Origin of the sequence: Mycolicibacterium monacense, from assembly GCF_010731575.1 — a bacterium.
In the GTDB taxonomy this organism is placed as follows: Bacteria; Actinomycetota; Actinomycetes; order Mycobacteriales; family Mycobacteriaceae; genus Mycobacterium; species Mycobacterium monacense.
In genome coordinates, this window is record NZ_AP022617.1 from 1,282,849 (window position 1) to 1,309,208 (window position 26,360).

Consider the following 26,360-nt stretch of genomic DNA (forward strand, 5'->3'; position numbering starts at 1 on the left):
CTCAGTAACGACCGAACGCCAAGGCCACATTGTGGCCGCCGAATCCGAACGAGTTGTTGATGGCGTACTGGTAGTCGCCATACCGTGGCTCGCCCGCAACGACATCGAGATCGATCTCGGGGTCCGGTGTCTCGTAGTTCAGTGTCGGCGGGATGACGCCGTCACGCAGTGCGAGCACCGTGAGGATCGACTCGAGCGCACCGACCGCCCCGATGGAGTGGCCGAGCGCCGACTTCGGCGCGTACACCGCGGCGTGCTCCACACCGGCGACCCGGATGGCGTTGGCCTCGGCCGTGTCACCGATCGGCGTCGCGGTGGCGTGTGCGTTGACGTGGTTGACGTCCTTGGGATCGATCCCCGCAGTCTCCATCGCACGCTTCATCGCGTGGCCGGCCCGAAGACCGTCCGCGGCCGGGGCCACCATGTGGAACGCGTCGCTGGTGATGCCCGCGCCCATGAGGCGGGCCAACGGCTTGGCGCCGCGGGCCAGGGCATGCTCCTCGGTCTCGATGATCATCATCGCCCCGGCTTCGCCGAACACGAACCCGTCGCGGTTCTTGTCGAACGGCCGCGACGCCCCGGCGGGGTCGTCGTTGCGGGTCGACATGGCGCGCATCATCGAGAACGCCGCGATGGGCAGCGCCTCGATGCCGCCCTCCACGCCGCCGACGACGGCGAAGTCCGCGTCACCCATGACGATCTGACGCCAGCCGTGCGCGATCGCCTCCGAGCCGGACGAGCAGGCCGACACCGGGGTGATGACCCCGGCGCGGGCGCCCAGTTCCAGACCGGCGACGGCCGCCGCACCGTTCGGCATGATCATCTGGACCGCGAGCGGCGACACCTTGCGGGGGCCGCCCTCGTTCATCGCGTCGTAGGTCTCGACGATCTTCTCGCCGCCGCCCAGACCGGTGCCGATGATCACGGCGAACCGGTCCGGATCGACCTCGGGCCTGCCCGCGGTCTCCCACAGGCGACCCGAGACCAGCTTGGACATGCGCTGCACGTACGACATGCGACGCATGTCGATGCGGGTCATGTGGTCGTCGACGTTGTCGACGAGATGACCGCCGATCCGCACGGGCAGGTCCCACTTGGTGACGAAGTCGTCTTCGAGAACGCGGATGCCGCTCTCGCCAGCCAGCAGGCCCTTCCACGTGCTCTCGATGTCCGCGGCGAGCGACGTGGTGGCCTCGACGGCAGTCACCACGACGCTCGGGAAACCGCCGTTAGCAGTGGAAGGCCTGGTCACTGCGAGAACTTATCGCGGAGAGCGGCGGCAGCTTCGGGGTTCTCTTCCTCGAGCTTCTGGATGTAGGCGACCACGTCACCGACGGTGCGCAGACCGGCGAGGTCCTCGTCGGGGATCTTCACGCCGTACTTGTCCTCGGTCTGCACCGCGATCTCCACCATGGACAGCGAGTCGATGTCGAGGTCGTCGACGAAGGACTTCTCGGGGGTGACCTCCGACGGCTCGATGCCGGTGACCTCTTCGATGATCTCGGCGAGACCGGCGATGATTTCTTCCTGAGTGGCGGGCACGATGGCTCCTTCTATATATGTGGTGAACATGCCTCCGCGGAGCGGAGAACTCTTGAATGACGATCGATATGTGGTTGTCCCGGCGGATTACAGCGAGGTGAGCCCGTCCAGGTCAGCGGGGGACTTGACGGGGTGCGTCGGAACCCCCCGAAGTTCACGTTTGGCGATGCCGACGAGTGTGCCCGCGGGCGGGAATTCGACGATCGCGGCGTTCTCGGCGTTCTCGAAGCGCTGCCGCATCGTTGCGGTACAGAGATCCCAGCGCACCGGCCGGGTGAGTTGGGCGACCAGCTTCTCGATCGCGTCCGCGGCCGAGGCTACCGGTTGGCCGTCGGCGTTCGACAACAGCGTGGCCGTGGGTTCGGCGACGGCCACCTCGCGGGCGGCGGCTTCGTAGCCGTCGAGTGCGGAGGCCATGTACCGGGTGTGGAATGCGCCCGCGGTGGCCAGCTTGCGGACGCGGGCCTTGGCCGGCGGATCCTCGGCGAGCTTGTCCAGGGCGGACACCGCACCGGCGGCCACGATCTGACCGGCCGCGTTGCGGTTGGCGGGGACCAGGTCCAGCGCCTCGAGGCGGGCAAGGACCTCGGCCTCCTCACCACCGAGGACGGCGGCCATGCCGGTCGGCTCGAGTGCGCAGGCCTTGGCCATCTCGGCGCCGCGGGTCGCGGCCAGCTTGATGGCATCGTCGGCGGAGATCACCCCGGCGATGGCGTAGGCGGCGATCTCCCCGACCGAGTGGCCGGCGACGACGGTGTTGTCACCTGCGCCGCCGAACAGGTCGCGTCGGGCGGCTTCTTCGTGGGCGAGCAGTGTCGCGGCCACGACCAGGGGCTGGGTCACCGCGGTGTCGGTGATCTCATCGGCGTCGGCGGTGGTGCCCAGCCTGGCGAGATCCAGGCCGCTGATCTCCGACCACGTCGCCAGGCGCTCGGCGGCGCCGGACAGCTGCAGCCACGGCTCAAGCATCCCGGGAGTCTGGGACCCCTGGCCGGGCGCGAGCAGCGCGATCTGGGTATGCGATTGAGGCACGTCTCTAAGAGAACACTGTGAAGACGACTTTGCGCCGTGTAAGAGATTATGAACCTCGTCTTATGTTTTTGTAGCAAGTCCACAAAACGGCATGTGATGCGACTCCAGCGAGATCGGGCCGCAACATCTCATCCGCTGCGGTAGAGGGTCGCACTGGCCGGCCGCGCGGCCGGGACCTGCGGGGATGGCCCACTCGCCCGGCTGGACTGGGCCGCTTGCCGGTTGAGCCGGCCGACGGTGGAGGCCACCCGGAGCACGTAGGCATCGCGCGGCAGGGTGGGGTCGCGCCCGGTGAAGTCGGCGATCCGTTTGAGCCGGTAGCGGACGGTATTTGGATGAACGAACAATTGACGGGCGCACGCCTCGATCGCGCCCCCCGCGTCGAGGTAGGCGTCGAGGGTCTCGGTGAGTGCCGGGCCCGCGTCGCCGAGCGGCCGCATCACCTCGGTTTCCAGCGCCGCGATGGCCGTCGCGTCCCCGAGCAGCGCACGTTCGGGCAGCAGTTCGCGCGCCGACACCGGCCGGGGCGCACCGCTCCACCCGGCGACCGCGTTCATGCCGGCGATGGCCTCGGTGGCCGACAGGTGGGCCGCCGACAGCGTCGGCGCGGTCGGGCCGACGACGACCGGGCCGTCGGCGAACGCGACGAGGATCTCCTTGAGGAAGCGGTCGGTGGGTGAGATCGGCCCCGAGACGATCGCGACCAGCCAGGTGCCGTGCACATCCGACAGCGCGGCCCGGTCGTTGCGGGTCACGATGTCGCGCACGTCGTCGGCGGCGAGATCGATTCGGTCGGGGTGGGGGAGGCCGACGATGACGGTGGCCGGGGCGGTGGCGTCCCAGTTGAGCGTGGCCGCCTGGGACTGCAACTCCGGCCCGACGTCACCGCGGACCACCGCGTCGACGACGTTGGCCTCCATCCGGGTGTCCCACGCGCCGCGTGCCTCCGCCGCGTCGGCGTAGGCCGAGGCGGCGGCGAACGCCAGATCCCGGCTGTAGCGCAGGATGCCGGCGGTCAGGGCCGTGACCTGCTCGTCCGAGCGCGCGAGCAGCGGCACGGCCTCTTCGAAGAACTCCATCGTGGTGCGCACCATCTCGACCGTCTGGCGCAACGCGATGCGGCGGGTCAGGTCCTGGGGCACGACTTCGAACGCCTGCGCGGTGTAGCTGACGTTGCTCTGCGGGTTGCGCATCCACTCGACGAAGTTGACCACCGCCGTCTGCACCACCAGGTGCACGCTCGCGCGCTGCGAGGCCTCCAGGCCGGCGAAGAACGGCAGCCGGTCCTGCATGGAGGCCACCGCCTCGGTGGCTAATCGCCCCGAGTACTGCTTCAACCGGCGCAGCACGGAATCCGGCACGGTCTGCAGCACCTCGACCGTCGAGGCCGGCGGCACGTACCGATTGTCGGGCATCCCTAAAAGCTACGCCATGGTTCTGGCGGATACCTCCAAGCCGGGTGTGCCGAGCAGACACAGAATCGCGTTAGGCCGCCTTCGGGGACGCGATTCTGTGTCTGCTCGCGGGAGGTACTCAGGCCACCCCGGGATCGGAGGTCTGCTCCGGCGCCGCCAGCACGTCGTCGATCTCGTAGCGGCGGGCCGCCTCGACGGCCACCGAGATGTCGATGTTGCCGTCGCGGGCCAGCCCTTCGAGCACCGCCACGGTGATCGACTCGGCGTCGGTGTTGTAGAACCGCCGCGCGGCGGGCCGGGTGTCGGAGAATCCGAAACCGTCCGTGCCGAGCGTGATGTACGTACCGGGTACCCACGGCCGGATCTGCTCGGGCACCGCGCGCATCCAGTCCGAGACCGCCACGACCGGTCCGGCCGCGTCGGCGAGCGCCGTGGTGATGTACGGGGTGCCCGCCGGCCGGTCCGGATGGCGCAGCAGGTCCTTCTCGACCTGGACGCCGTCGCGGTTGAGCTCGTTCCAGCTGGTCACCGACCACACGTCGGCGGCCACGTCCCACTCCTCGGCCAGCATCTCGGCGGCCTTGAGCGCCGAGGGCATCGCCACGCCGGACACCAGGATCTGGGCGGTGTTGGATTTCTTCTCCGCCGCGGCCCGGTACCGGTAGATCCCGCGCAACAGACCCTCGACGTCGAGGTTCTCCGGTTCCGCCGGCTGGACGTAGGGCTCGTTGTAGATCGTCAGATAGAAGTAGACGTTCTCCGGGTTCTCCCCGTACATCCGGTGCAGCCCGGATTCGATGATGTAGGCGATCTCGTAGGCGAACGCCGGGTCGTAGGCCACCACCGCGGGGTTGGTCGACGCCAGCAGCAGTGAGTGGCCGTCGGCGTGCTGCAACCCCTCACCGACCAGCGTGGTGCGCCCGGCCGTCGCGCCCAGCACGAATCCACGGGCCATCTGGTCGGCGGCCGCCCAGAAGCTGTCACCGGTGCGCTGGAACCCGAACATCGAATAGAAGATGTAGATCGGGATCATCGGCTCGTTGTGCGTGGCGTACGACGTGCCCGCAGCGATGAACGTGCCCACCGAACCGGCCTCGTTGATCCCCTCGTGCAGGATCTGCCCGACCTCGCTCTCCCGGTACGCCAGCATCAGCTCGGCGTCGACGGAGGTGTAGAGCTGCCCGTTGCGGTTGTAGATCTTGAGGTTCGGGAACCAGGAGTCCATCCCGAACGTGCGCGCCTCGTCGGGGATGATCGGCACGATGCGATGGCCGATCTGCTTGTCGCGCAGGATCTCCTTGAAGGTGCGGACTGTCGCCATCGTGGTGGCGACCTCCTGCTTGCCGGAGCCCTTCTTCAGCGCCTTGTAGGCATCGCTGCTCGGCAGCGCGAGTGCCTTGGACTTCGTGCGACGCTCCGGCACGAAACCGCCGAGCGCGCGCCTGCGGTCGAGCATGTAGCGGATCTCGGGCGCCTCGGGGCCGGGGTGGTAGTACGGCGGCAGGTAGGGGTTCTCCTCGAGCTGGGCATCGCCGATCGGGATGCGCTGGGCGTCGCGGAAGTCCTTGAGGTCTTGCAGCGCAAGCTTTTTCATCTGATGGGTGGCGTTGCGGCCCTCGAAGTGCTTACCCAGGGTGTAGCCCTTGATGGTCTTGGCGAGGATGACCGTCGGCTGGCCCTTGTGCTCCATCGCCGCGCGGTACGCGGCGTAGACCTTGCGGTAGTCGTGCCCGCCGCGCTTGAGGTTCCAGATCTCGGCGTCGGTCATCGGTTCCACCAGCGCCTTGGTGCGCGGGTCACGGCCGAAGAAGTGGTCGCGTACGTAGCCGCCGTCGTTGGCCTTGTAGGTCTGGTAGTCGCCGTCGGGGGTGGTGTTCATCAGGTTGACCAGTGCGCCGTCGCGGTCGGCGTGCAGCAGCGCATCCCATTCGCGGCCCCACACCACCTTGATGACGTTCCAGCCGGCGCCGCGGAAGAACGACTCCAGTTCCTGGATGATCTTGCCGTTGCCGCGCACCGGGCCGTCGAGGCGCTGCAGGTTGCAGTTGACGACGAACGTCAGGTTGTCCAGCGCCTCGAGGGCGGCCACGTGGATGAGCCCCCGGCTCTCCGGTTCGTCCATCTCGCCGTCGCCGAGGAACGCCCACACATGCTGGTCGGTGGTGTCCTTGATGCCGCGGTCGTGCAGGTAGTGGTTGAACCGGGCCTGGTAGATCGCGTTCATCGGGCCCAGGCCCATCGAGACCGTGGGGAACTCCCAGAAGTCGGGCATCAGCCGCGGATGCGGGTACGACGGGATACCGCCGCCGGGGTGGCTGTGCTCCTGGCGGAACCCGTCGAGTTGGTCGGCGGTCAGCCTGCCCTCGAGATAGGCGCGCGCGTAGATCCCGGGGGAGGCGTGGCCCTGGATGAACACCTGGTCGCCGCCGCCGGAGTGGCTCTTACCGCGGAAGAAGTGGTTGAAGCCCACCTCGTAGAGCGCGGCCGACGACGCGTACGTCGAGATGTGGCCGCCCACACCGACTCCCGGACGCTGCGCGCGGTGCACCATGATCGCGGCGTTCCACCGGATCCAGGCCCGGTAGCGGCGTTCGACGTCCTCGTCGCCGGGGAACCACGGCTCGAGTTCGGTCGGGATCGTGTTCACGTAGTCGGTCGAGGTGAGCGCGGGGATGGCCACCCGCTGCTCCCCGGAGCGTTCGAGCAGCCGCAACAGCAGGTAGCGGGCTCTCGCCGGTCCGGAGCGTTCGAGCAGCTGGTCGAACGACTCCAGCCATTCGCTCGTCTCATCGGGATCGATGTCGGGCAGATACGATGCAACACCCTCACGGATCACCCGGACACGATCGTGTTCGGCTGCGGTGGAGGAGTTTTGGGCCAGATCCTGGCGCACGAACTCGGTGGTCAACTTCCGCTCCTTGTCAGGCGGTATCGGTACGCCGCGACCGCGGGGGGTTTGTGGCTCTCCACGTGCGCGACAACCTCCATCCTTCCCCCATCGTGCCCCAACTGCACCGCTGGGGGCAGGTGGTCGGAATGAACCCGCGACGACGCCGGTCAACCGGTAACGTCTGCAGACCGTGCTGAGCGGTGGACCGCGCCAGGGGAGGCGGCTGAAGATGGTTGCCCGGATACTCGGCAGCCTCGCCGCGGCGGCCATGGTCATCGTCGGCTGCACGTCGGTGACCTCGGGTTCGGGTCAGGTCGACCGCGAGGCCGCGCCGGTGTACCGCGCCTCGGTGTCCGCCTCCGTCGAGGAGTCGATCGCGCAGTCGAGCGCCCGGGAGTCCCGACGGCAGCAGTCCTTGACCACCGCGGCCATCCACACCGCGTGCGAGGACCTCAGCAGTTCCAGCGTCAACGCGATCGGCGCCGTCAACGCCTACGTCGACGCGGTCAACGAGAACACGCCCGAGGTGGGGGTCCGCGCCGGACCGGCGGTGGAGGCGCTCAACATCAGCGCCGACCTCGTCGCCACCGGCATCTCCGACGTGCTCACCCCGGAACTGCGCGATGCGCTGGGCGCCTGGGTGGGCGCCGCGCGCGACGTCGCGGGCACCATCACCCGGGACGCCGGGCCCGACGAGTTCAACGACGCGGTGACGCGGTTGAACGATTCCAGGGAGGTCGCGCTCGAACTGTGCGACGCATCATATTGACGAACCGGGGCAGCGGCCGCACGTAACCGGTGGGGCACGTGCAACGATAGGGGCTCGAGAACGCGCAGCATCGGCAGAAGGAGGACCGACGGTGGTGGCGGCGGCGGACGCCCCGAACTACGCCCAACGACTGGGCATCGAAAACGATCAGGTTGTGCAGGAACTGGGTTGGGACGAGGACGTCGACGACGACATCCGGGCCGATATCGAGGATGCGTGCGGTGGCGAGCTGCTTGACGAGGACGCCGATGAGGTCATCGACGTCGTGCTGCTGTGGTGGCGCGACGACGACGGGGACCTCGTGGACGCCCTGATGGACGCCATCACCCCACTCGCCGACGACGGCGTGATCTGGGTGATCACGCCGAAGACCGGTAAGCCGGGGCACGTGCAACCGGCGGACATCGCGGAGTCGGCGCCCACGGCAGGTCTGATGCAGACCTCGTCGGCGAACCTGGGTGACTGGATCGCCAGCCGGCTGGTGCAGCCCAAGTCCAAGGCCGCGGGGAGGCGTTAGGTGGCCGCACTCGATGTCGGCACCGAGGCGCCCGACTTCACGCTCAAGGACCAGAACGGTCAGCCCGTCACGCTCGGCGACTTCCGGGGCGCCAAGAACGTGCTGCTGGTGTTCTTCCCACTCGCGTTCACCGGCATCTGTCAGGGTGAGCTCGACGAGATCCGGGACAACCTGCCCACCTACGAGAACGACGACACGGCGACGCTGGCGATCTCCGTCGGCCCGCCGCCCACCCACAAGATCTGGGCGACGCAGAGCGGCTTCACCTTCCCGGTGCTGTCGGACTTCTGGCCGCACGGTGCGGTCGCCCAGGCCTACGGGGTGTTCAACGCCGACGCAGGCATCGCCAACCGGGGCACCTTCGTGGTGGACCGGTCGGGAATCATCCGGTTTTCTGAGATGAAGAGCCCGGGTGAGGCGCGCGATCAGGCGGTGTGGACGGACGCGCTGGCGGCGCTGCGCTCGAGCTGAGGCGATTTCCGCCTGCGGTGGGGGTCCGGGTAGCCTGCCCGGCACGGGGCGTGTAGCTCAGTGGTAGAGCTCTGGTTTTACACACCAGCGGTCGGCGGTTCGATACCGTCCACGCCCACTTCATGCCGGGCAGTCGGGTCCGGCGATCTTCACTGTGCGGTCGCGGCCTGCTTGCTCCCGTACACCCGTTCCATCAGTGCGGTGTCGCCGTGGACCTCCACGCGGACGGTCTTACCGTCGCGCAGCGTGAACACGTCCGCATCGGTGCCATGCTCGCCGGCGAGCGTCAGCTCGGTCAGCGCGACCACCGTGTCACCCTCGCCGATCAGCCGGTGCAACTTGACCGTCAACGGTTTCTCGGCCAGCTTGCCGAGATAGGCGCGGATCTCGTCCTTACCGTGAAACGTGCCGCTGACCGCGCTCCTGCCGGGTTGCACCCACTCGACGTCGTCGTCGAAGAGGCTCATGACAGTCTCGATGTCGCCGGAGGAGAAGGCCTCGTAACCCTTCTTGACCGCCTCGATGTTTCGTTCTTGTTCCGACATGATCCATACCCTTTCGTGCGATTACCCCTCGAACGGGGGGAAGCCTGTTTACGGACTTGACTTTCGATGACTCTGTGCCGCAACGGTTAACGCGGCGGCGGGGCGAAGAACTCCAGCGCCACCCCGTCCGGATCGCGGAAACTCAGCCCCGACCCGTAGCCGGCGTCGACGATGCCGCCGTGGGACACGCCGAGTTCGTCCAGCCGGCGTACCCACTGCTCGAGTTCGGTCCGATCGGCGCAGCCGAAGGCGACATGGTCGAGTCCGGGGGCGAATTCGCTGAAGCGAACCTGTCCGGCGGGGCTGTCGTGCTGGTGGATGCCGAACAGCGTGCCGTCGCCGAATGCCCACACCACGTGGTGGAAGCCGGCGTCGGTGTGTTCGTCGAGGACGGGCTCGGTACCGATGAGTGCGCGGTACCACGGTGTGCTGACTTCGAGGTCACGCACCGTGACCGCGACGTGGGTGAGCCCGCCGATCGCCATCGGCGAGCCACCCGCAGACGTATTCATCTGTGCCACAGCGCAATCGGGTCAGTTACGTCGTCGAGACCTGCTTCTTGCCGTACACGCGTTCCATCAGCGCGGTGTCGCCGTAGACCTCGACACGCACCGTCTTGCCGTCACGCAGCGTGAACACATCGGCATCCCGGGAGTGCTCGGACTCGACGGTGACGTCGGTCAGCGCGACCACGGTGTCACCTTCGGCGACGAGGCGGTGCACCCGGACCTCGATCGGCTTGCTCGTCAACTTCTCCAAGTACGAACCGAGTTCGCCCTTCCCGTGGTACGTGCCGCTGATCGCGCTCGCCCCGGGATGAATCCACTCGATGTTGTCGTCGAAGAGGCTCATCACGGTTTCGATGTCACCGGCTGCGAAGGCGTCGTACCCCTTCTTGACCACCTCGACATTGCGTTCCTGCTCAGACATCGTTCATCCCCTTCCTGCGGGCCAGTGGAGTGGCCGCGGTGGCGTGGCCGGTTCGGGGAGTCGTGCACATCCGGCTACTCGGATCAGTCAGGCCATTCACCGCCTCATCGATTATCGGTCCGCGAGCGGGCTGCCGGAAGGTGCCGCGCACCGCATATGTGACGTTATTGTCCCGATCAAACATCCTGGGCCGCAGGGAAGTCTGTGCGGCAAAACCCCCTCCTGGGGCCGGGCGATGTTGTCACACTCGGTGAAGAGTGCAACCGGCAGATCGGGAGATTCGATATGCGCTACCTGCGAACGGCAGCGTGTCTGGCGGTGGCCGCGGTGGTCGGGTGCGGGGCCCAATCGATGCCGGTGCCACCGCACGCAGATGCCGACCCGGCGAGCGCTTTCGTGGTCAGCCGGGAGGAGTTCGACCGCGCCTTCCCCGGCCGCATCGGGTTCTACTCGTACGACGACCTGGTGGACGCGCTCCCGTCGTTTCCGGCGTTCGCCACGACCGGTGACGAGACCACACGCCGGCGCGAGGTCGCCGCGTTCTTCGGCAACATCTCGCACGAGACGGGTGGGTTGGAGATCATCGAGGAGAGCCCACAGCGCCGCAGAGTGTACTGCGACGCCGACCTTCCGTTCGGTTGTCCAGCGGGCGAGGACGCCTATTTCGGTCGCGGTCCCGGCCAACTGAGCTGGAACTACAACTATCGCGCGGCGGGCGATGCGCTCGGGGTCGACCTGCTCACCGAACCCGAGCTCGTCGCGCAGGACGCCCCACTGGCGTGGCGGACCGCGCTGTGGTTCTGGACCACCCAGAAAGCCGCGGCTGCGGCCACCCCGCATGACGCGATGGTGCGCGGCCTCGGATTCGGTGAGACGATCCGGGCGTTCAACGGCGTTCTCGAGTGTGGCGGCGGCAATCCGGCGCAGGTGCAGAGCCGGGTGGACGCCTATCTGCGGATCAGCGCGCTGCTCGGGGTGCCGCCGGGGGAGGACCTCTACTGCTGAGCCCCGAGGATCGGTGGCATCGGGCGGTGACGTTCGACGAAGGCGCTCACCGTGTTCCTGCGTTCCAACTTGTCCCAGGCCACGATGGTGCCCTTGATGGCCCGATAGGCCGAGGCGTAGAGCAGATAGGCCCGCAGCGGCTCGTAGATGATCCGGTAGACGGGGACGACGAGCAGATGCCAGGCGCGTTCCCGGGCCATCGCGACAGCGGTGATCGAGATGATCATGTGCAGTGCCGCAACGAATCCCGCGAACAGCGCGATGCTCTGCCAGTTGCCGGCCGCGAGGCTCATCCCGGCCGCGACGATCGTCAGCGGCATGAACAGCAGCGGCACGATGAGCGAGAGCGCGGCGTAGGGCAACGCGACCAGACCCAGTGCCCCGTAGCGCGGCCGGAACAGCATGGCGCGGTGCTTCCACAGCGCCTGGATGTTGCCGTAGGTCCACCGTTTGCGTTGTTTGGCAAGGGCACGGATGGTTTCCGGCGCCTCGGTGTCGGCGATGGCGTTGTTCTCCTGCAGGATCCGGTAACCGCGTCGCTGCAGCGCCAGGGTCGCGTCACAGTCCTCGGCCATGGTGTCATCGCAGAAGCCGCCGATCTCCTCGAGGGCCGTGCGGCTCCACGCCGAGCACGCGCCGGGGACGATCGAGATCGCGTTGAGCAGGCGCTCCGCCATACGGGTGACGCATATTCCGGAGATGTACTCGAGGCTCTGCCAGGCGGTCAGGAGATTGCGCCGATTGCCGACCTTGATGTGCCCGGCCACCGCGCCGACCTGTCTGCCGTGGGTGTGGCGGGCGAAGTGCCGGGCGAGGTTGCGGATCGTGTCCGGTCTGAAGAGGGTGTCCGCGTCCATCGTGACCATCACGGTCGACACCGCCGACGCGTGATTGATCCCGTTGTTGATCGCCGACGATTTTCCGCTGTTCGCCTGGTCGACCACGCGCAATTTGGGCCAGTCGCGCGCCAGTTCGGTGAGGATCCGCAGGGTGCCGTCCGTGGACCCGTCGTTGACCGCGACCACCTCGAACCTCGACCGCGGGTAGTCGCTGCGGCGGAGTTCGGCAATCGTTCTCGCGATCACCTTCTCCTCGTTGAAGGCGGCCAACACCACGCTCACCATCGGCAGCTGGTCATCGCCGATGTCGTTCCAGCGCAACCGGTTCTGCCGGTATTGACAGACGAGCGCGAGTATCAGGTACAGCAACGACATCACCGTCAGCGAGCCCATGCCCAGCCAGAACAGGAACCCGAGCACTGCTCCCGGCGCCTTCTCCATCAGCCGCAGCGTGTGGTACGTCGCGGCGTCGGCCGGATACTGTTCGGCGTTGCTCACGGGCAGCTCCTGCTCAGACAGCAGCGGTGCGAGCGTCGAGAAGGTGTAGCCCTTGCTCTTGGCCTCGGCGATCAGTTGCTCGAGCATGCGGACGGTCGCTGACCGGTCGCCGCCACCGTCGTGCAGGAGGACGACGTGTCCACGCCCGTCGAGTTGTGGGACCGCCACCTCGTTCTCCGGCGACACCTTCCAGTCGAGGGTGTCGATGTCCTGGTCGACCTGGAGGTATCCGAGCTGCTGTGACTGCAGCAGCGCGAGCGTGTTGTTGTCGGGGTCGCCTCGCGGGATCCGGAAGAGTCTGCTGGCATAGGCCGCGGTGGCGCGCATGACGCGGTCGGTGGCGATGATCTCCTGCCGGTTGCGGAAATCGGTGTGCTCGTCGAAGTCGACATGGAACATCGTGTGGTTGCCGGCCATATGGCCCTCGCGGATCATCCGCCGGAAGACATCCGGATGCAGGACGACCTGAGAGCCGAGGACGAAGAAGGTCGCGGGAATCTTCTCGCGGGACAGGATGTCGAGCACCTGGGTGGTGAACTCGACGTCGGGTCCGTCGTCGAATGTCAGCATCAGGTGGCGGTCCGGCGGACGGCCGTAATGGTCTATCGCGTAGGCACTGTCGCGAATCCGATCCTTGTCGTCATCGTCGGCGACCCGGTACAGCTGATTGGTGAACGGGTCGACGAGATTCCACTGATCACCCCGCCGGTCGACCCGGACCACCCTGCTGAGGACCTCGTCATCCTCGCTGCCGAGAACGGGAAAGCGCCGGTCGTCGGCGGTGGACAGCACGCGACGCGGGAAGCCCGAATCACTGTTGGTCGGCACGGTCCACAGCGGATCGAAGGCCATGGGGGTCACCCGGACCGGCAGCACTGCCACGATCACCGCGAGCACGATGACACCGGCGGCGAAGTAGTACAGACGTTTTCCCGTCCGGTCGAAGAACACCGGACCGGGTGCGGCGGTCAGAGGGTCGGTGCCGCGGATGGCGTCCGGGCGTCTTCTGAAGGGGCTGAACACGGTCGTTCTCACCCTGCCTCTTGCCGGTCACAGTCGGAGTCGAGCGTCGCTCGCAACCACTCGACCGTGCGGGCGACCCCCTCGGCGAGAGTCACCGCGGGCGTCCAGTCCCATTCCCCGGCGGTACTCGTGGCTCCTGCTGCGGCCGCCTTCCACTCGTCCATCGAGACCACCAGGCAGGGCCGCGTGGTCCCGACTGCCGCGCAGATCATCTGATGCATGCGCAGCACAGTCGTCGGGCGTCCGCTGCCCACGTGGTAGGTGCCTGCCGCGACCGGTGTGCACCCGGCGTGCACCAGGGCCTCCACCGCATCGTCGACGAAAAGGAAGTCCCGGTGGACGAAGTCGTCGCGGCAGGTCTCAGACGGAGCGCCGGTGATCAGCGCGCTCGCCAGACGCGTCACGAGCCCCGCGTCTCCACCCGGATGCTGACGCGGCCCGTAGACGCCGGCCATCGCCAGGCAGATCGGCGCCAGGCCATACCGTTCGGCATAGGCCCGCAGATACATCTCGCCCGCGGCCTTGGCCACCGAACTCGGCGAGGACGAACACGACGCGCCCTCGGTGGCGTAGACGATCTTCTCGACCCCGGCGCGCCGGCTGGCCTCGCAGAGGTTGATCGTGCCCAGCACGTTGCTCCGGGCATCGAAATGCGGATCGGCCCAAGAGGCTTCGCAGTTCACGTGCGCGGCCAGGTGGAAGATGACGGCGGGGTTGGTGCCCGCGATGATGTCGGTCAGCTCCGGCGCCTGAATGTCCCGGCGCACCAGGGTGAATCGACGTGCGGCGGTGGCGCTGTGCCGCAACGCGGATCCGAGGTTCGCCAGCGATCCCGTGCTCAGGTTGTCGATCCCGACCACCTGGTGCCCATCGTCGAGCAGGCGGTCCACCAGCGCGGACCCGATGAATCCGGCTGCGCCGGTGACGACGGCGCGCATCAGAGAGCTCCGATCGATGTCATCGCGTCACTCCACCGTCACCGATTTGGCGAGGTTGCGCGGCTTGTCCACGTCGCGGCCCAGCAACAGCGCCGATGTCCGCGCGAGGATCTGCAACGGGAGCGCGCTCTGGAGGGGACCCCACGGGCCCATCGGGTCCTCGACCACCGGTACGCAGCTGCCGGGCGGGCCGATCCGCACGACCCGTCCGCCGCGAGCCTGCACCTCGGCGATGTTCGTGGCCAGTTTCGGGTCACCGTTGTCGACCACCACGACCGGGGTGCCGTCGCTGATCAGGGCCAGCGGACCGTGTTTGAGTTCACCGGCCGGATAGTGCTCCGCCCAGCGGTAGGTCAGTTCCTTGAGCTTGAGTGCGCCCTCGGCGGCGTAGGGCAGGCCGGTGCCTCTCGCGATGAAGACGTAGCCGGAGGCGTCGATGCACTCCTCGGCGAGCGGGGGCACCACGCTCTTGGCGACGGTCCCGGCCCGCGCCAGTTGGTCCGGTAACCGCCGCAGTTCGTCGACGAGCCCGATCGCCTGAATCCGCGACACCCGACTCATCGCGACCAGCGCCGAGATCGTCACCGCGACGCCCGCGATGATCTGGCACACGAAAGTCTTGGTGGCCGCGACGCCGATCTCCGGGCCCGCGGCGCAGTGGACCACGCCGTCCGCGCGACGGGCGAGGGTGGAGTGGGAACTGTTGGTGACGGCCAGGATCGAACAGCCCTCGGCGACGCGTGTGCTGACGGCGTGCAGCACATCGGCGGTCTCGCCGGACTGGCTGATCGCCAGGCACAACGTGCGGGGCTCGGGGAGGTCCATCCCGGCCTCGCTCGCGACGCACCGCGTGACCGGCAGGCCGGCCAGGCCGTGCACCGCGTTACCGATCACCATCCCCGCATTGAGCGAGGTGCCGCAGGCGATCACCTGCAGACGGTCGAACGGCGCCAGCCCGAGATCGCCCCACAGCGTCCCGTCGGCGACGCCCCCGGCGAGTTCGTCGAGCACGCGCATCGCCGCTTCGGGTTGTTCGTCGATCTCCTTGGCCATGTGGTCGGCGTAGCCGTTCAGGTCGGCGTCGCCGCTGCGCCATATGCACCGCACCATGGTGGGCTGCACCCGGTTTTGATCGGTGCAGGCCACCGGGTCGGTGGGGGTCAGTTCCATCACGTCGCCGTCTTCGACGACCTGGAATTCGTCCACCCAGTCGGCGATGGCGGCGATGTCGCTCGCGGCGAACACCCCGTGGGCGGTGCGGGCGACGAGCAGGGGAGACCCGTTGGCGGCGACGACGATTCGGCCGGTACCGCGTTCGAGCACGGCGAGAGCCCAGGTGCCCTCGGCCACGGCCAGGGCGTTGCGCACGGCCGACGGAAGATCGTCGGCGACGAGCAACTCGTCTTCGATCAGGTGGGTCAGCACCTCGCTGTCGACAGCGGAGGTGAAGCGGTGGCCCGCGCCGGCGAGCGCGCTGCGCAATCGGTCGGCGTTCTCGATGGTCCCGTTGTGCACGAGGCTGATCCGTCCCGAACAGTCATTGTGCGGATGCGCGTTGTCCTCGGTCACCGGACCGTGGGTGGCCCATCTCGTATGGCCGATGCCGGTGCCGTCGAGTTCGGCTCCGGTCCACTGCCGCAGTTGCAGTTCGAGTGCGCCGATCCGCCCGATGGTCCGCAGTCGCGCGATGTCGCCCGCGGTGGTCCGTACCGCCACACCGACCGAGTCATATCCGCGGTATTCGAGGCGGCGAAGTGCGGTGAGCAGATACTCGGCGGCCGGACGGTGCGTCCGGCACGCGATGATGCCGCACATCAGCGGCGTCGCGATCGTGAGTCGGCCGTCTCGGTGGTTCGTCCGTCGATCATGTTGTCCCCCTTGTTGTGTGGTTGTGAGAACGGGCTCATGCCCCGTTCTCGTCGGTGCCCCCCGGCGGGTTGTCGTCCGGTTTGTTCTCGTCCGGTTCGTTCTGTTGTGTCTGCTGCGGTGGATCCGGTTCGGCTGTGGCGGTGTCATCGGGCTCCGCTGTCGCCGGAGGGTCCGGATCGCTGGGTTCTTCGACCGGGTCGCCGTCGATGCCGCCCGGTTCCAGGGGCTCACGGGTCTCGAGGGGAAGTTCGGGGGCCGGATCCGGCGTAGAGAGGACGGTGACCACCGCGGGGACCTCCGGGAGTGGCTCCGGCGTGGGGGTGAACACCTGATCCTGGACTGCAACCTGCGGTTCGTATGTGGGTGCCGATACCGGTGTTGGCTCGGGCGGCGGCACCGGGTCATGCGAAGGTGCGGGCTCCAGGTTGGGACCGGGGTCGGCCACGGGCGGTCCTGCGAACGTCGACACCGTGGGCCCCGGAGGTGGCGGCGCCGGCGTGGCCAGGAATCCGAGCGACCGGAGTACCGCCGGCATGACCATGACGACCAGGGCCGGCGATCCGGGAACGAACAGTGCGGGCAGTTCCTGTTGCAGGAAGTCGAGCAGTATGACCAGCGTCGGCAGAACGCCCTGACCGAGTTCGATCGGTGGACCGCTCGATCCGTGGCCGCCTCCGGCCACCAGTGGGACGATCCGGGCGAGTGTATTGAGAGCCAGGACGAGATTCGGCAGTCCGTAGGTCTCGACCAGAGTGTTGAGCGTCGACACCGAGAGGTCGTCGAATCCGGGGAGCATCGTGTCGCCGCCGTTCAGCAACTCTCGGATGGCCTCAGGCAGCGCGGACGCCGCGATGGCGTCCAACATGTCGCGGTCGGTGAGCTGGAGCTGCACCAGACTCGATCCCGGTGACAGCGAATCCGAGGCGCCCCCCTCCGGCGGGAAGAGGTCGAGGAGGCGCGAATCACCGGGTAGCGGGTAGAGCGCGGCGCTCAACACCAGGCCGACGGAGACGACCGATGCGCCGATGACGCGTTTGTTCGCTCGTTGTGCCCGGGACGGTGCTCGATGCAACATGGTCCTACCTCCTCACCGCGGGCCGGGCACGACCCGATGCCCTCTGCTCCGCGGAAATCCACCCCGTACGCGTACTCCTGAAGTGTCAGAAGTTTGCTGTTTAAAGTGCCGTCCATGACGGTATGCAGAGTTTGCGCGTTCGCCCGACGTCAAGCAAGACAAAATAAACGTTTGATCAGTGCTTTTCCGAGGTTCGTGCGATCAAGCGACAACCGCCTCATCCGTTCGACGGACAGAACGGTAGACGCCACAGCATAAGTCGAGTTTGCCAAAAATCCATCCGCGCGCTGATTTGCGGGGAGACGCACTCGGGCGCGCAACCGGTCCCGTCCGTCTCACAGATCGTCGACGCTGAGGATCCCGTCCTGGATCGCCCGCGCGACAAGGGCCGCTTTGGTGGGCGCGGGTCGGCCCACTGCGGCGTACTTCGCCCGTGCCCGCTGCAGGTGTGTGCGGACTGTGGACGGCTCGATGAACAATCGCCGTCCCACGACATCCTTGTTCTCGGTCTGGAACCAGGCGACGAGTACCTCGCGTTCCCGTTTGGTGAGGTGGGGCCGCCCGCCCGTCTTGTCGTTGAGCAGCGCTCTGGCCATTCGCGGGGCGACGTACGGCGTACTCGTCCGCGCCGCGTAGATCGCGTCGCGCAAGTGGTTTCCGCTCTCGGACTTCGCCACGAACGTGAGTGCCCCTTCGTCGAGGCAGGTCAGGATGACTTCGTCGGTGACGAGGTACGAATAGACGATGACCCGGTGCCCGCCGGCGCAGATCCGGCGAAGTGAATCGAAATCCGGCCCGTGGTCGTCGTATTTCAGCGCCGAGAGGACGACATCGACCGTCGGATCCGCCGTCGGGTACGCCGCGAGGAACTCGGCCGGATCCGAGAAGTGCCCGACGATCTTGATCGGTGGCACGCTGCCGATGAGCCAGTGCTCGATGCCGGCGTGCACCACGGCCTGGCGGTCGATGACGACGATCGACGTCGCCGACTCGCCGGTTCCCCCCGATGAGACCGACATCTCGACCTCCTTTGCCAAAACCCCCTGTTCATGTATCAAAGCACTGTCGGGCGGTCAGAGGAAGATTTAGCGGGATCCGCAAGATTCTGTGCTTGGCAATGCAACTTGCGCGGCCTGCGCTGCGTGGCCGTGCGACGCGTAGCCCTTCGAGGCTGGCGCGCGTGGTCGGCTGTCGGTCAAGCAGCATCTGGTTGATCCGCAGTTCGTGAGGTCGCCGCCGACCGGGTGACCCGGAACGCCGACGAGTTTCTTCGCTCGGGCGGGACGCCGGGGAGGTGCGGAGTGCACGCTGTCCGATGCGCTCGCGGGCGTCCGTTCAGCTTTGCTAAAAATTGACCACATCGCAAATTCCGATGCTCATCGGTGATCTTGTCAAATTTGCCAAGCTGGGATGCCGTCGACTGCGCATCATCGTGTGAGACGCTCCCGGGATGGTTTCGCCGATCATGCGTGCCCGCGCCGCCGGAATCGCCGCCGGACTGGTCGCCGATGCGCTGCTGGGTGATCCGCGCCGCGGACATCCGGTCGCCGGATTCGGCCGCGCCGCAGCGCAATTGGAGCGCATCAGCTACGCCGACTCCCGACGGGCGGGCGCACTGCACACCGGTGCGCTGCTGAGCGCGCTCGCCGTCGCCGGCGCGACGGCGCAGAGGGCGGCGCGTCGCAGCCCCTGGGCGACGACCGCACTCACCGCGGCTGCCACCTTCGTCGCGGCGGGCGGGACCTCGCTGTGCCGGGTGGGTGACCGACTGTCGGAGGTGTTGGACACCGGTGACATCGAGGCCGGCCGCGATCTGCTGCCGTCACTGTGCGGACGGGATCCGTCGGTGCTCGACGCCGGGGGCCTGACCCGCGCGGCCGTGGAGTCGATCGCCGAGAACACCTCCGACGCCCAGGTTGCGCCGCTGGTGTGGGCGGCCGTCGCCGGTGTGCCCGGTCTGCTGGTGTACCGGGGAGCGAACACCCTCGACGCTATGATCGGCAACCGCTCCCCGAGATATGCCCGATTCGGCTGGGCCGCAGCACGACTCGATGACGCCCTCAACTACCTGCCGGCTCGTCTGACCGGGCTGCTGGCGGCGCTGTGCGCGCCGGTGGTCGGTGGTTCACCCGTCGCCGCGATGCACGCCTGGCGGCGCGACGCCCACCGGCACCCCAGCCCCAACGCCGGGGTCGCCGAGGCGACGTTCGCCGGTGCGCTGGGCGTGCGTCTGGGTGGGCCCACCCAGTACGCCCACGAACTGGAGATCAGGCCGACGCTGGGGGACGGACGCGCTCCCGTGCCCGCCGATCTGCGGCGGGCGGTGCGGCTGTCGCGGGTGGTGCAGGGCGCGGCCGCGGTGCTGGCGGTGGCGGTCAGCGCCGCCGGCCGTAGCGGTCGGCCAGCTTGTCCTCGGGGGTCGCGGGCGCGGTGGAGTCCGCGGCAGCCTTGTCGCGGCGGCGCTGACGGACCTCGGCGTAGATGAAATAGCCGAGGCCGATCGGGGCGATGATGCCGAACGCGATCCACTGGATCCCGTAGGACAGGAACGGGCCGGCATCGAGGTGCGGTAGACCGATGACGCCCAGCCCACCCGGCTGATCCTCGACCAGCTGCAGATAGGAGCCGGCCAACGGGACACCGGTCAGCGCGGAGATCTGACCGGGGTTGATCGCGTACACCTGCACGGTGCCGTTCTCCCGCAGCGGTTCCTTGCCCGCCGGAACGGGTTCGGCGTCGCGCAGGCGTGCGGTGATGGTCACGGTCTCGGTGGGGGCGGGTCCGATGGGCGGCACCTCCGTGCCCTGTTCGGGTGTGACGTAGCCGCGGTCCACCAGCACGGTCGGGCCGCCGTCGACGGCGAACGGCACCAGCACCTCGTATGCCGGATCGCCGTCGATCACCCGCAGCCGGGCCAGCACCTGCGCGTCGGGCAGGTACCGCCCCGTGGCGGTGACCCGCTGCCACTGTTCGTCCGGCGCGGCCGAATCCTGCCGGGGCAGCACCGAGGTCACCGGGACCGGTTCGGCGGTCACGGAGCGGGCGATCTGATCGTTCTCCCGCGAGGTCGTGGTGTTCTTGCCCAGCTGCCAGGGCGCCAGCACGGTGAAGCACAGGTAGGCGAACGCGAGCACCACCACGAACAGCGCCAGCCACGCCGGCCGCAGAAGGAACGCCCAACGCTTCATCAGCTCGCGATACCCCGGATGGTGAGCTGTTCGTCGACCCAGTCGTGCAGCCCGGGCAGTGCCGCCTCGATCACCCGGAACACGTCCTCGAAATCGTCCTGGGTGCCGTAGTAGGGATCCTCCACGTCGAGGGGATGTGCTGCCGAACGCGGATCGAACGAGCGCAGCATGCGCAGCCGCCCGGGCGGTACACCCAGTTCGGTCAGCATCCGGACGTGGTTGCGGCCCAGCGCGACCACCAGATCGGCGGCCAGGTGGTCGTCGTCGACCTGGGCGGCCTCGTGCCCGCTCGGGTAACCGTGCGCGCGCAGCACGTGGATCGCCCGCCGGTCGGCGGGATCACCCGCATGCCAGCCTCCGGTGCCCGCACTGCTGACCCGGACCGCCCCGGACAGCCCGCGTTCGGCGATCTGGTGGGCGAACATCTTCTCGGCCATGGGCGAGCGGCAGATGTTGCCCGAGCAGACGAACGTGATGTGCAACGGCGTTTCAGACACCCAGCACCTCCCGCAGGTCGGCCACGCTGTCCACGTGCGCGAACGCCGGCACCGAGGTGGGCTCGGCGAAGTCGGCGCGGCCGTAGCCCCAGCCGACCACCACCGTGTCGATACCGTGCGCCGCTGCGCCCTCCACGTCGTGCAGGCGGTCGCCGACCATCACCACCCGTTCCGGCAGGGGTTCCAGCCGGGCCAGTGCGGAGGCGACGACGTCGGCCTTGACCGCGCGCGTCCCGTCCGGGCTGGCGCCCGCGATGACCTCGAAGAAGCCGTCGAGGCCGAAATGGGCCAGGATGCGCTGCGCAGTCGGCTCCGCCTTGGAGGTCGCCACGGCCAGGCGAATCCCCGCCGCCCGCAGGTCGGCCAGCAGGGCCGGGATGCCGTCGAAGGTGCGGTTCATCGCCCAGCCGCGTGAGGTGTAGTCGGCCCGATAGGCCGCGATCGCCGCGTCGACCTGCTCGCCGAGGCCGAGCGAGCGCAGGGTGTGGTGCATCGGCGGGCCGACGATGCGGCCGGCCAGATCACCGTCGGGAACCGGCGCCCCGACCTCACCCAGCGCATGCCGGAAGCTCGCCACAATGCCCTCCGCCGAATCGGTCAGCGTGCCGTCCAGATCGAACAGCACGAGCTGCGGGCGGGTGGCGGTGGAACGGGCCAGCGTGTCGGTCACGCCCCCATTCTCCCCGAAGTCCGCACCGGCGTTCGCGGGGTCGTCCGGCTTCGCGTCGCGTCGCGCGCATTACTGTCGTGCTGTGCCACGTCCCGCGCCGCAGGCGATCAGGTACCACGGCGACCAGGCCGTGCTGCCCGGCATGCTCGACTTCGCCGTCAACGTGCGCGCCGCCGCGCCGCCGTCGTGGCTGGCCGAGCGCCTCGCGGACCGCCTGGCCGACCTCGGCCGCTATCCGTCGCCCGCCGACGAACGCCGCGCCGTGGCCGCGGTGGCGGCCCGGCACGGGCGCGCCGAGGACGAGGTCGCGCTGCTGGCCGGCGGGGCGGAGGGCTTCGCGCTGCTCGCCCGCCTGCAGCCCCGGTTGGCCGCGCTCGTCGCGCCGTCGTTCACCGAACCCGATGCGGTGTTCGCCGCCGCGGGGGTGCCCCTCGCACACGTGGTGCTCGATCCACCGTTCGCGCTGACCGGCGCCCGGGTACCGGATGCGGCCGATCTCGTGGTGGTGGGCAACCCCACCAACCCCACCGGGGTGCTGCACCCCAGGGCCGACATCCTCGCGCTGCGCCGACCCGGCCGGATCGTGGTGGTCGACGAGGCGTTCGCCGACGCGGTGCCCGGGGAGCCGGAGTCGCTGGCCGACGATGCCCCGCCGGACGTGCTGGTGCTGCGCAGCCTCACCAAGACCTGGGCGCTGGCCGGGCTACGGGTCGGGTATGCGCTCGGTGCCCCCGACGTGCTGCGGCGGTTGACCGCGCAGCGCGCACACTGGGCGCTGGGGACGCTGCAGTTGGAGGCGCTCGCCGCATGCAATGCGCCGTCCGCGCTACGCGAGGCCAAAGCCGGTGCGGAACGGCTCGCGGCGCTGCGGGCGGAGATGGTGACCGGCCTGCGCCGGATCGGCGCCGAGTGTGTCGCCGGCTCCGCACCGTTCGTGCTGTTCGCGGTGCCGGATGCCGAGTTGGTGCGAAAACGATTGGAAGTCAGGGGGATCGCAGTGCGGCGGTGCGACACATTCGTCGGCCTGGATGGTCAGTTCCTGAGGGCGGCGGTCCGCGAGGAGTGGCCGGTGCTCGCCGAGGCGCTGGCGGAGGCGATGCGATGAGCGTACGGCTGGCCGACGTCATCGGCGTGCTCGACGAGGCGTATCCGCCGCGATTGGCCGAGGACTGGGATTCGGTCGGGCTGGTGTGCGGTGACCCCGACGAACCCGTGGAATCGGTGACCGTCGCGGTCGACGCCACCGAGGCCGTCATCGCCGAAGTGCCCGAGCGGGGGCTCCTGCTGGCGCATCATCCGCTGTTGTTGCGGGGGGTGGATTCCGTCGCGGCGAGCACCCCCAAGGGTGCGCTGGTGCATTCGCTCATCCGCACCGGACGGTCCCTGTTCACCGCGCACACCAACGCCGACTCCGCGTCGCCGGGGGTGTCCGATGCGCTGGCCGACGCGCTCGGGCTCACCGTCGAGGAGGTGCTCTCACCGATCGCCGCCGACACCGAACTGGACAAATGGGTGGTCTACGTACCCGCAGAGAACGCGGATGCGGTGCGCGAGGCCATGTTCGGTGCGGGTGCCGGTCAGATCGGTGACTACTCGCACTGCAGCTGGAGCGCGCCGGGCACCGGACAGTTCCTGCCCCACGAGGGAGCCTCACCGGCCGTCGGCAGCGTCGGCTCGGTCGAGCGCGTCGCCGAAGAACGCGTCGAGGTGATCGCGCCGTCGGCGCGGCGCCGTGACCTGCTCAACGCGGTGCGTGGCGCACATCCCTACGAGGAGCCCGCGTTCGACATCTTCGACATCGCGCCGATCCCCGGCGACGTCGGAATCGGCCGAATCGCGTCGTTGCCGACACCGGAAACGTTGTCCGACTTCGTGTCCCGGGTCAACGCCGCGTTGCCCGCCACCACCTGGGGGGTGCGCGCCGCGGGGGATCCGTCGACCGTGGTGTCACGGGTGGCGGTGTGCGGGGGAGCGGGTGACTCGCTGCTCGGCGCGGTGTCGCGCGCGGGGGTACAGGCTTATCTGACCGCCGATCTGCGCCACCATCCCGCCGACGAGCACCGGCGGGCGTCGCCGGTGGCGCTGGTCGACGTCGCACACTGGGCAAGCGAGTTCCCGTGGTGCGAACAGGCCGCCGGTGTGCTGCGGCGCCACTTCTCTGATGCGTTGCCGGTGCGGGTCTGTGCCCTGCGCACCGATCCATGGAACCTAGGAACTGGTAGGGAAACAAGTGAAAGCTGATGTCTGGCAGCAACATTCGTTGCTACAGCTGGCCGAGGTGGACGCCGGGCTGGCGCGGATCGAACACCGGGTGCGCAAGCTGCCCGAACAGGACGAACTCGACCGGGTCCGCGCCGAACACGGTGCGGCCACCGACAAGGTCGCGGTGCTCGGCATCGCGATGGACGATCTCGACGAGCAGGTGGCCAAGTTCGAGTCCGAGATCGACGCCGTCCGTCAGCGCGAAGACCGCGACCGGGCCCTGCTGGAGGGTGACAGCGTCGGCGCCAAACAGGTCGCCGAGTTGCAGCACGAACTCGAGACGCTCGAACGTCGCCAGGCGAGCCTCGAGGACTCCCTGCTGGAGCTGATGGAGCGCCGCGAGGAACTGGCCGCCCAGCGCGCGGCGGAACTCGCGCGCGTCGACGAACTGCAGATCACGCTGTCGGCAGCTCAGCGCGCGGTCGCCGACGCGGTGGCCGAACTGGACGGATCCCGGCAGGAGAACCTCAGCCGGCGCGAGGAGCTGCTGGGGTCCCTGCAGTCCGACCTCGTCGACCTCTACGAGCGGCAACGAGCCCGTGGCGGTGCGGGCGCCGGGCAGTTGCAGGGTCGCCGATGCGGCGCCTGCCGCCTCGAGATCGACCGGGGCGAGATGGCCCGCATCTCGGCCGCGCCCGACGACGAGGTGCTGCGCTGCCCCGAGTGCAACGCAATTTTGGTGCGCGCGGAGGGCTTCAAGAAGTGAAGGTTCTCGTCGAGGCCGACGGCGGCTCGCGGGGCAACCCCGGACCGGCGGGCTACGGCTCGGTGGTCTGGTCGGAGGACCGGTCGTCGGTGCTCGCCGAGGCCAAACAGTCGATCGGCCGGGCCACCAACAACGTCGCCGAGTACCGCGGGTTGATCGCCGGTCTCGAGGAGGCCGCCAACGTCGGCGCCACCGAGGTCGCGGTGTCGATGGACTCCAAACTCATCGTCGAGCAGATGGCGGGCCGCTGGCGGGTCAAACACCCCGACCTGATTCCGCTGTATCAGCGGGCGCGGGAACTGGCCGAGGGGTTCGACCGCGTCACGTATTCGTGGATTCCGCGGGCCGCCAACGCCCGCGCCGACCGGCTGGCCAACGAGGCGATGGACGCCGCGCAGGGTATCGACCCCCCGCCGCGCACGGCCGCCCCCGCCGCGTCCACCCACACCCCCACGTCACCGGCCGGCTGGACGGGTGCGCGGGGGGAGCCGACACGGTTCCTGCTGCTGCGCCACGGACAGACCGAGCTGTCGGTGGAGCGCCGGTACTCCGGGCGCGGCAACCCGGCGCTGACCGAACTGGGCCGCAGCCAGGCCGGCGCCGCGGCCGCCTACCTCGCGGGTCGGGGCGGCATCGACGCCGTCATCACCTCACCGCTGCAGCGCGCCTACGACACCGCGACCGCTGCCGCCAAGACGCTCGGACTGGACGTCACCGTCGACGAGGATCTGATCGAGACGGATTTCGGCGCCTGGGAAGGGCTGACATTCGGCGAAGCGTCGCAACGGGATCCGGAGCTGCACGGCCGCTGGCTGCGCGACACCAGCGTCGACCCGCCCGGCGGGGAGAGCTTCGACACCGTCGCCCACCGGGTGCGGCGGGCCCGCAACCGCATCATCGCCGACCACGGCGCCTCGACGGTGCTGGTGGTCTCCCACGTCACGCCGATCAAGACGATGCTGCGGCTGGCGCTCAACGCCGGGGAAGGCATCCTGTACCGGCTGCACCTGGATCTCGCCTCGCTGAGCATCGCGGAGTTCTACCCCGACGGTGGATCGTCGGTGCGGCTGGTCAACCAGACCGCCCACCTCTAGGTGTGCAGGTGGAGGCGCTCGCCGTGCGGGCCGAAGATCCCGATCGCCTCCACCGGGCCGTCGACCACCCCGAACCAGTGCGGTGTCCACGTCGAGAACTCAACGGCCTCACCGGGTTCGACGATGAAGTCGCGGTCGCCGAGGATCAGCCGCAGCCGTCCGGACAGCACGTACATCCAGTCCTGACCCTCGTGCACGGGTAGGTCTTCGGGTGGTTTGCGCCTGCGGGCGCTGACCCGGAGCTTGAACGCGTGCAGACCGCTCGGCGACCCCTGACGGGTCAGCGGCCAGTACGTGACCCCGTGGCGGGTGTGCGAATCCGAACGCACCCGCGGGTCCTCCGCCTCCGGGCTGCGCAGCAGTTCGTCGGTGGTGACCGCCAGCGCGGCGGCCAACCGGGGGAGATGGTCGAGGGCCAAGCGTCGCTTACCGGACTCCAGGCGGCTCAGCGTCGACACGTCGATGGCCGACCTGGCCGCCACCTCCTCGAGGGTGAACCCACGCTGGCGGCGCAGTTCCCGCAACCGCTTGCGTACCCGTTGGTCCACGCTGTCCTCGGACGCCTCGTTTGCCTGCATGGCAAAT

Annotated in this window: 26 protein-coding genes and 1 tRNA gene; 10 read left to right on the plus strand and 17 right to left on the minus strand. The window is 68.6% G+C overall.

The genetic code is table 11. From position 1 onward, the window contains the following. Position 1: 1 nt before the first annotated feature. The 5 genes from kasA to aceE all read right to left on the minus strand — a co-directional run bounded on the left by kasA (position 2) and on the right by aceE (position 6,897). On the minus strand, positions 2-1,252 hold the full coding sequence (gene kasA / locus G6N49_RS06110) for a 3-oxoacyl-ACP synthase KasA (RefSeq protein WP_011560749.1): 1,251 nt from the start codon (positions 1,250-1,252) through the stop codon (positions 2-4). Then, positions 1,249-1,542 carry a meromycolate extension acyl carrier protein AcpM gene (acpM, locus tag G6N49_RS06115; protein ID WP_011560748.1) on the minus strand — a complete coding sequence of 98 codons (294 nt, stop codon included), beginning with the start codon at positions 1,540-1,542 and terminating at the stop codon, positions 1,249-1,251. The genes kasA and acpM overlap by 4 nt, the downstream gene beginning before the upstream one ends. An 87-nt stretch (positions 1,543-1,629) precedes the next feature. Further along, positions 1,630-2,574 (minus strand): ACP S-malonyltransferase, encoded by a 945-nt coding sequence (locus tag G6N49_RS06120; protein ID WP_011560747.1) that lies wholly within the window; start codon positions 2,572-2,574, stop codon positions 1,630-1,632. 128 nt (positions 2,575-2,702) lie between these two features. Next, positions 2,703-3,989: a PucR family transcriptional regulator gene (locus G6N49_RS06125; protein ID WP_011560746.1), complete on the minus strand. Its 1,287-nt coding sequence runs from the start codon at positions 3,987-3,989 to the stop codon at positions 2,703-2,705. Between the two features lie 118 nt (positions 3,990-4,107). Beyond that, positions 4,108-6,897, minus strand: a complete 2,790-nt coding sequence (aceE, locus tag G6N49_RS06130; RefSeq protein WP_011768291.1) for a pyruvate dehydrogenase (acetyl-transferring), homodimeric type — start codon at positions 6,895-6,897, stop codon at positions 4,108-4,110. Between the two features lie 211 nt (positions 6,898-7,108). Here aceE and G6N49_RS06135 point away from each other — a divergent pair, with 211 nt between their 5' ends. The 4 genes from G6N49_RS06135 (at position 7,109) to G6N49_RS06150 (ending at position 8,754) form a co-directional block, all read left to right on the plus strand. Then, complete coding sequence (locus tag G6N49_RS06135; RefSeq protein WP_011560744.1) at positions 7,109-7,648, plus strand: Rv2240c family protein; 540 nt, start codon at positions 7,109-7,111, stop codon at positions 7,646-7,648. 91 nt (positions 7,649-7,739) lie between these two features. After that, a complete protein-coding gene (locus G6N49_RS06140) occupies positions 7,740-8,165 on the plus strand; it encodes a DUF3052 domain-containing protein (protein WP_041309735.1) in 426 nt (141 codons plus the stop codon). Further along, entirely contained in the window at positions 8,166-8,636 is a 471-nt protein-coding gene (locus tag G6N49_RS06145; RefSeq protein ID WP_011560742.1) for a peroxiredoxin, read from the plus strand. 46 nt (positions 8,637-8,682) lie between these two features. After that, positions 8,683-8,754, plus strand: a tRNA-Val gene (locus G6N49_RS06150). Between the two features lie 31 nt (positions 8,755-8,785). Here the strand turns inward: G6N49_RS06150 and G6N49_RS06155 are convergent. The 3 genes from G6N49_RS06155 to G6N49_RS06165 form a co-directional block, all read right to left on the minus strand. Beyond that, entirely contained in the window at positions 8,786-9,181 is a 396-nt protein-coding gene (locus tag G6N49_RS06155) for a nuclear transport factor 2 family protein (RefSeq protein ID WP_011560741.1), read from the minus strand. 86 nt (positions 9,182-9,267) lie between these two features. Then, positions 9,268-9,666 (minus strand): VOC family protein, encoded by a 399-nt coding sequence (locus G6N49_RS06160; RefSeq protein ID WP_011560740.1) that lies wholly within the window; start codon positions 9,664-9,666, stop codon positions 9,268-9,270. Positions 9,667-9,718: 52 nt separating this feature from the next. Continuing rightward, positions 9,719-10,111 carry a nuclear transport factor 2 family protein gene (locus tag G6N49_RS06165; RefSeq protein ID WP_011560739.1) on the minus strand — a complete coding sequence of 131 codons (393 nt, stop codon included), beginning with the start codon at positions 10,109-10,111 and terminating at the stop codon, positions 9,719-9,721. Positions 10,112-10,396: 285 nt separating this feature from the next. Here G6N49_RS06165 and G6N49_RS06170 point away from each other — a divergent pair, with 285 nt between their 5' ends. Next, complete coding sequence (locus G6N49_RS06170) at positions 10,397-11,116, plus strand: chitinase (protein ID WP_225891947.1); 720 nt, start codon at positions 10,397-10,399, stop codon at positions 11,114-11,116. Here G6N49_RS06170 and G6N49_RS06175 read toward each other — a convergent pair. The 5 genes from G6N49_RS06175 to G6N49_RS06195 all read right to left on the minus strand — a co-directional run bounded on the left by G6N49_RS06175 (position 11,107) and on the right by G6N49_RS06195 (position 18,377). Continuing rightward, on the minus strand, positions 11,107-13,476 hold the full coding sequence (locus tag G6N49_RS06175) for a bifunctional polysaccharide deacetylase/glycosyltransferase family 2 protein (protein ID WP_011560737.1): 2,370 nt from the start codon (positions 13,474-13,476) through the stop codon (positions 11,107-11,109). The genes G6N49_RS06170 and G6N49_RS06175 overlap by 10 nt on opposite strands. Before the next feature lie 8 nt (positions 13,477-13,484). After that, entirely contained in the window at positions 13,485-14,414 is a 930-nt protein-coding gene (locus G6N49_RS06180) for an NAD-dependent epimerase/dehydratase family protein (protein WP_011560736.1), read from the minus strand. 27 nt (positions 14,415-14,441) lie between these two features. Continuing rightward, positions 14,442-16,229, minus strand: a complete 1,788-nt coding sequence (gene glmS / locus G6N49_RS06185) for a glutamine--fructose-6-phosphate transaminase (isomerizing) (RefSeq protein WP_011560735.1) — start codon at positions 16,227-16,229, stop codon at positions 14,442-14,444. Positions 16,230-16,317: 88 nt separating this feature from the next. Beyond that, a complete protein-coding gene (locus G6N49_RS06190; protein WP_011560734.1) occupies positions 16,318-17,358 on the minus strand; it encodes a hypothetical protein in 1,041 nt (346 codons plus the stop codon). A 335-nt stretch (positions 17,359-17,693) separates the two neighbouring features. Next, a complete protein-coding gene (locus tag G6N49_RS06195; RefSeq protein WP_011560733.1) occupies positions 17,694-18,377 on the minus strand; it encodes a response regulator transcription factor in 684 nt (227 codons plus the stop codon). A 431-nt stretch (positions 18,378-18,808) separates the two neighbouring features. Between G6N49_RS06195 and G6N49_RS06200 the strand changes: the two genes are divergently transcribed. Continuing rightward, a complete protein-coding gene (locus G6N49_RS06200; protein WP_011560732.1) occupies positions 18,809-19,843 on the plus strand; it encodes a cobalamin biosynthesis protein in 1,035 nt (344 codons plus the stop codon). Here G6N49_RS06200 and G6N49_RS06205 read toward each other — a convergent pair. From G6N49_RS06205 to G6N49_RS06215, 3 genes are read right to left on the minus strand one after another with little or no spacing between them, the layout of a single operon-like run. After that, entirely contained in the window at positions 19,734-20,546 is an 813-nt protein-coding gene (locus G6N49_RS06205; RefSeq protein WP_011560731.1) for an SURF1 family cytochrome oxidase biogenesis protein, read from the minus strand. The genes G6N49_RS06200 and G6N49_RS06205 overlap by 110 nt on opposite strands. After that, positions 20,546-21,043: a low molecular weight protein-tyrosine-phosphatase gene (locus G6N49_RS06210; protein WP_011560730.1), complete on the minus strand. Its 498-nt coding sequence runs from the start codon at positions 21,041-21,043 to the stop codon at positions 20,546-20,548. Before G6N49_RS06210 ends, G6N49_RS06205 begins: the two co-directional genes overlap by 1 nt. Beyond that, positions 21,036-21,713: an HAD-IA family hydrolase gene (locus G6N49_RS06215; RefSeq protein ID WP_011560729.1), complete on the minus strand. Its 678-nt coding sequence runs from the start codon at positions 21,711-21,713 to the stop codon at positions 21,036-21,038. The genes G6N49_RS06210 and G6N49_RS06215 overlap by 8 nt, the downstream gene beginning before the upstream one ends. An 82-nt stretch (positions 21,714-21,795) precedes the next feature. On the opposite strand from G6N49_RS06215, the gene cobC reads away from it, so the two are divergent. Genes cobC through G6N49_RS06235 form a run of 4 tightly spaced genes read left to right on the plus strand, consistent with a single transcriptional unit; the run spans position 21,796 to position 25,775 of the window. Beyond that, positions 21,796-22,818 (plus strand): Rv2231c family histidinol phosphate aminotransferase CobC, encoded by a 1,023-nt coding sequence (cobC, locus tag G6N49_RS06220; protein WP_011560728.1) that lies wholly within the window; start codon positions 21,796-21,798, stop codon positions 22,816-22,818. Next, the gene (locus G6N49_RS06225; RefSeq protein ID WP_011560727.1) at positions 22,815-23,954 is read left to right on the plus strand and encodes a Nif3-like dinuclear metal center hexameric protein; all 1,140 of its coding nucleotides are present in this window, start codon (positions 22,815-22,817) and stop codon (positions 23,952-23,954) included. Before cobC ends, G6N49_RS06225 begins: the two co-directional genes overlap by 4 nt. Beyond that, complete coding sequence (locus G6N49_RS06230) at positions 23,944-24,681, plus strand: zinc ribbon domain-containing protein (RefSeq protein WP_011560726.1); 738 nt, start codon at positions 23,944-23,946, stop codon at positions 24,679-24,681. Before G6N49_RS06225 ends, G6N49_RS06230 begins: the two co-directional genes overlap by 11 nt. After that, positions 24,678-25,775: a bifunctional RNase H/acid phosphatase gene (locus G6N49_RS06235; protein WP_011560725.1), complete on the plus strand. Its 1,098-nt coding sequence runs from the start codon at positions 24,678-24,680 to the stop codon at positions 25,773-25,775. The genes G6N49_RS06230 and G6N49_RS06235 overlap by 4 nt, the downstream gene beginning before the upstream one ends. On the opposite strand, the gene G6N49_RS06240 is transcribed toward G6N49_RS06235, so the two are convergent. Then, positions 25,772-26,353: a type II toxin-antitoxin system RelB family anti-toxin gene (locus tag G6N49_RS06240; protein WP_011560724.1), complete on the minus strand. Its 582-nt coding sequence runs from the start codon at positions 26,351-26,353 to the stop codon at positions 25,772-25,774. The genes G6N49_RS06235 and G6N49_RS06240 overlap by 4 nt on opposite strands. Between the last annotated feature and the right edge of the window lie 7 nt (positions 26,354-26,360).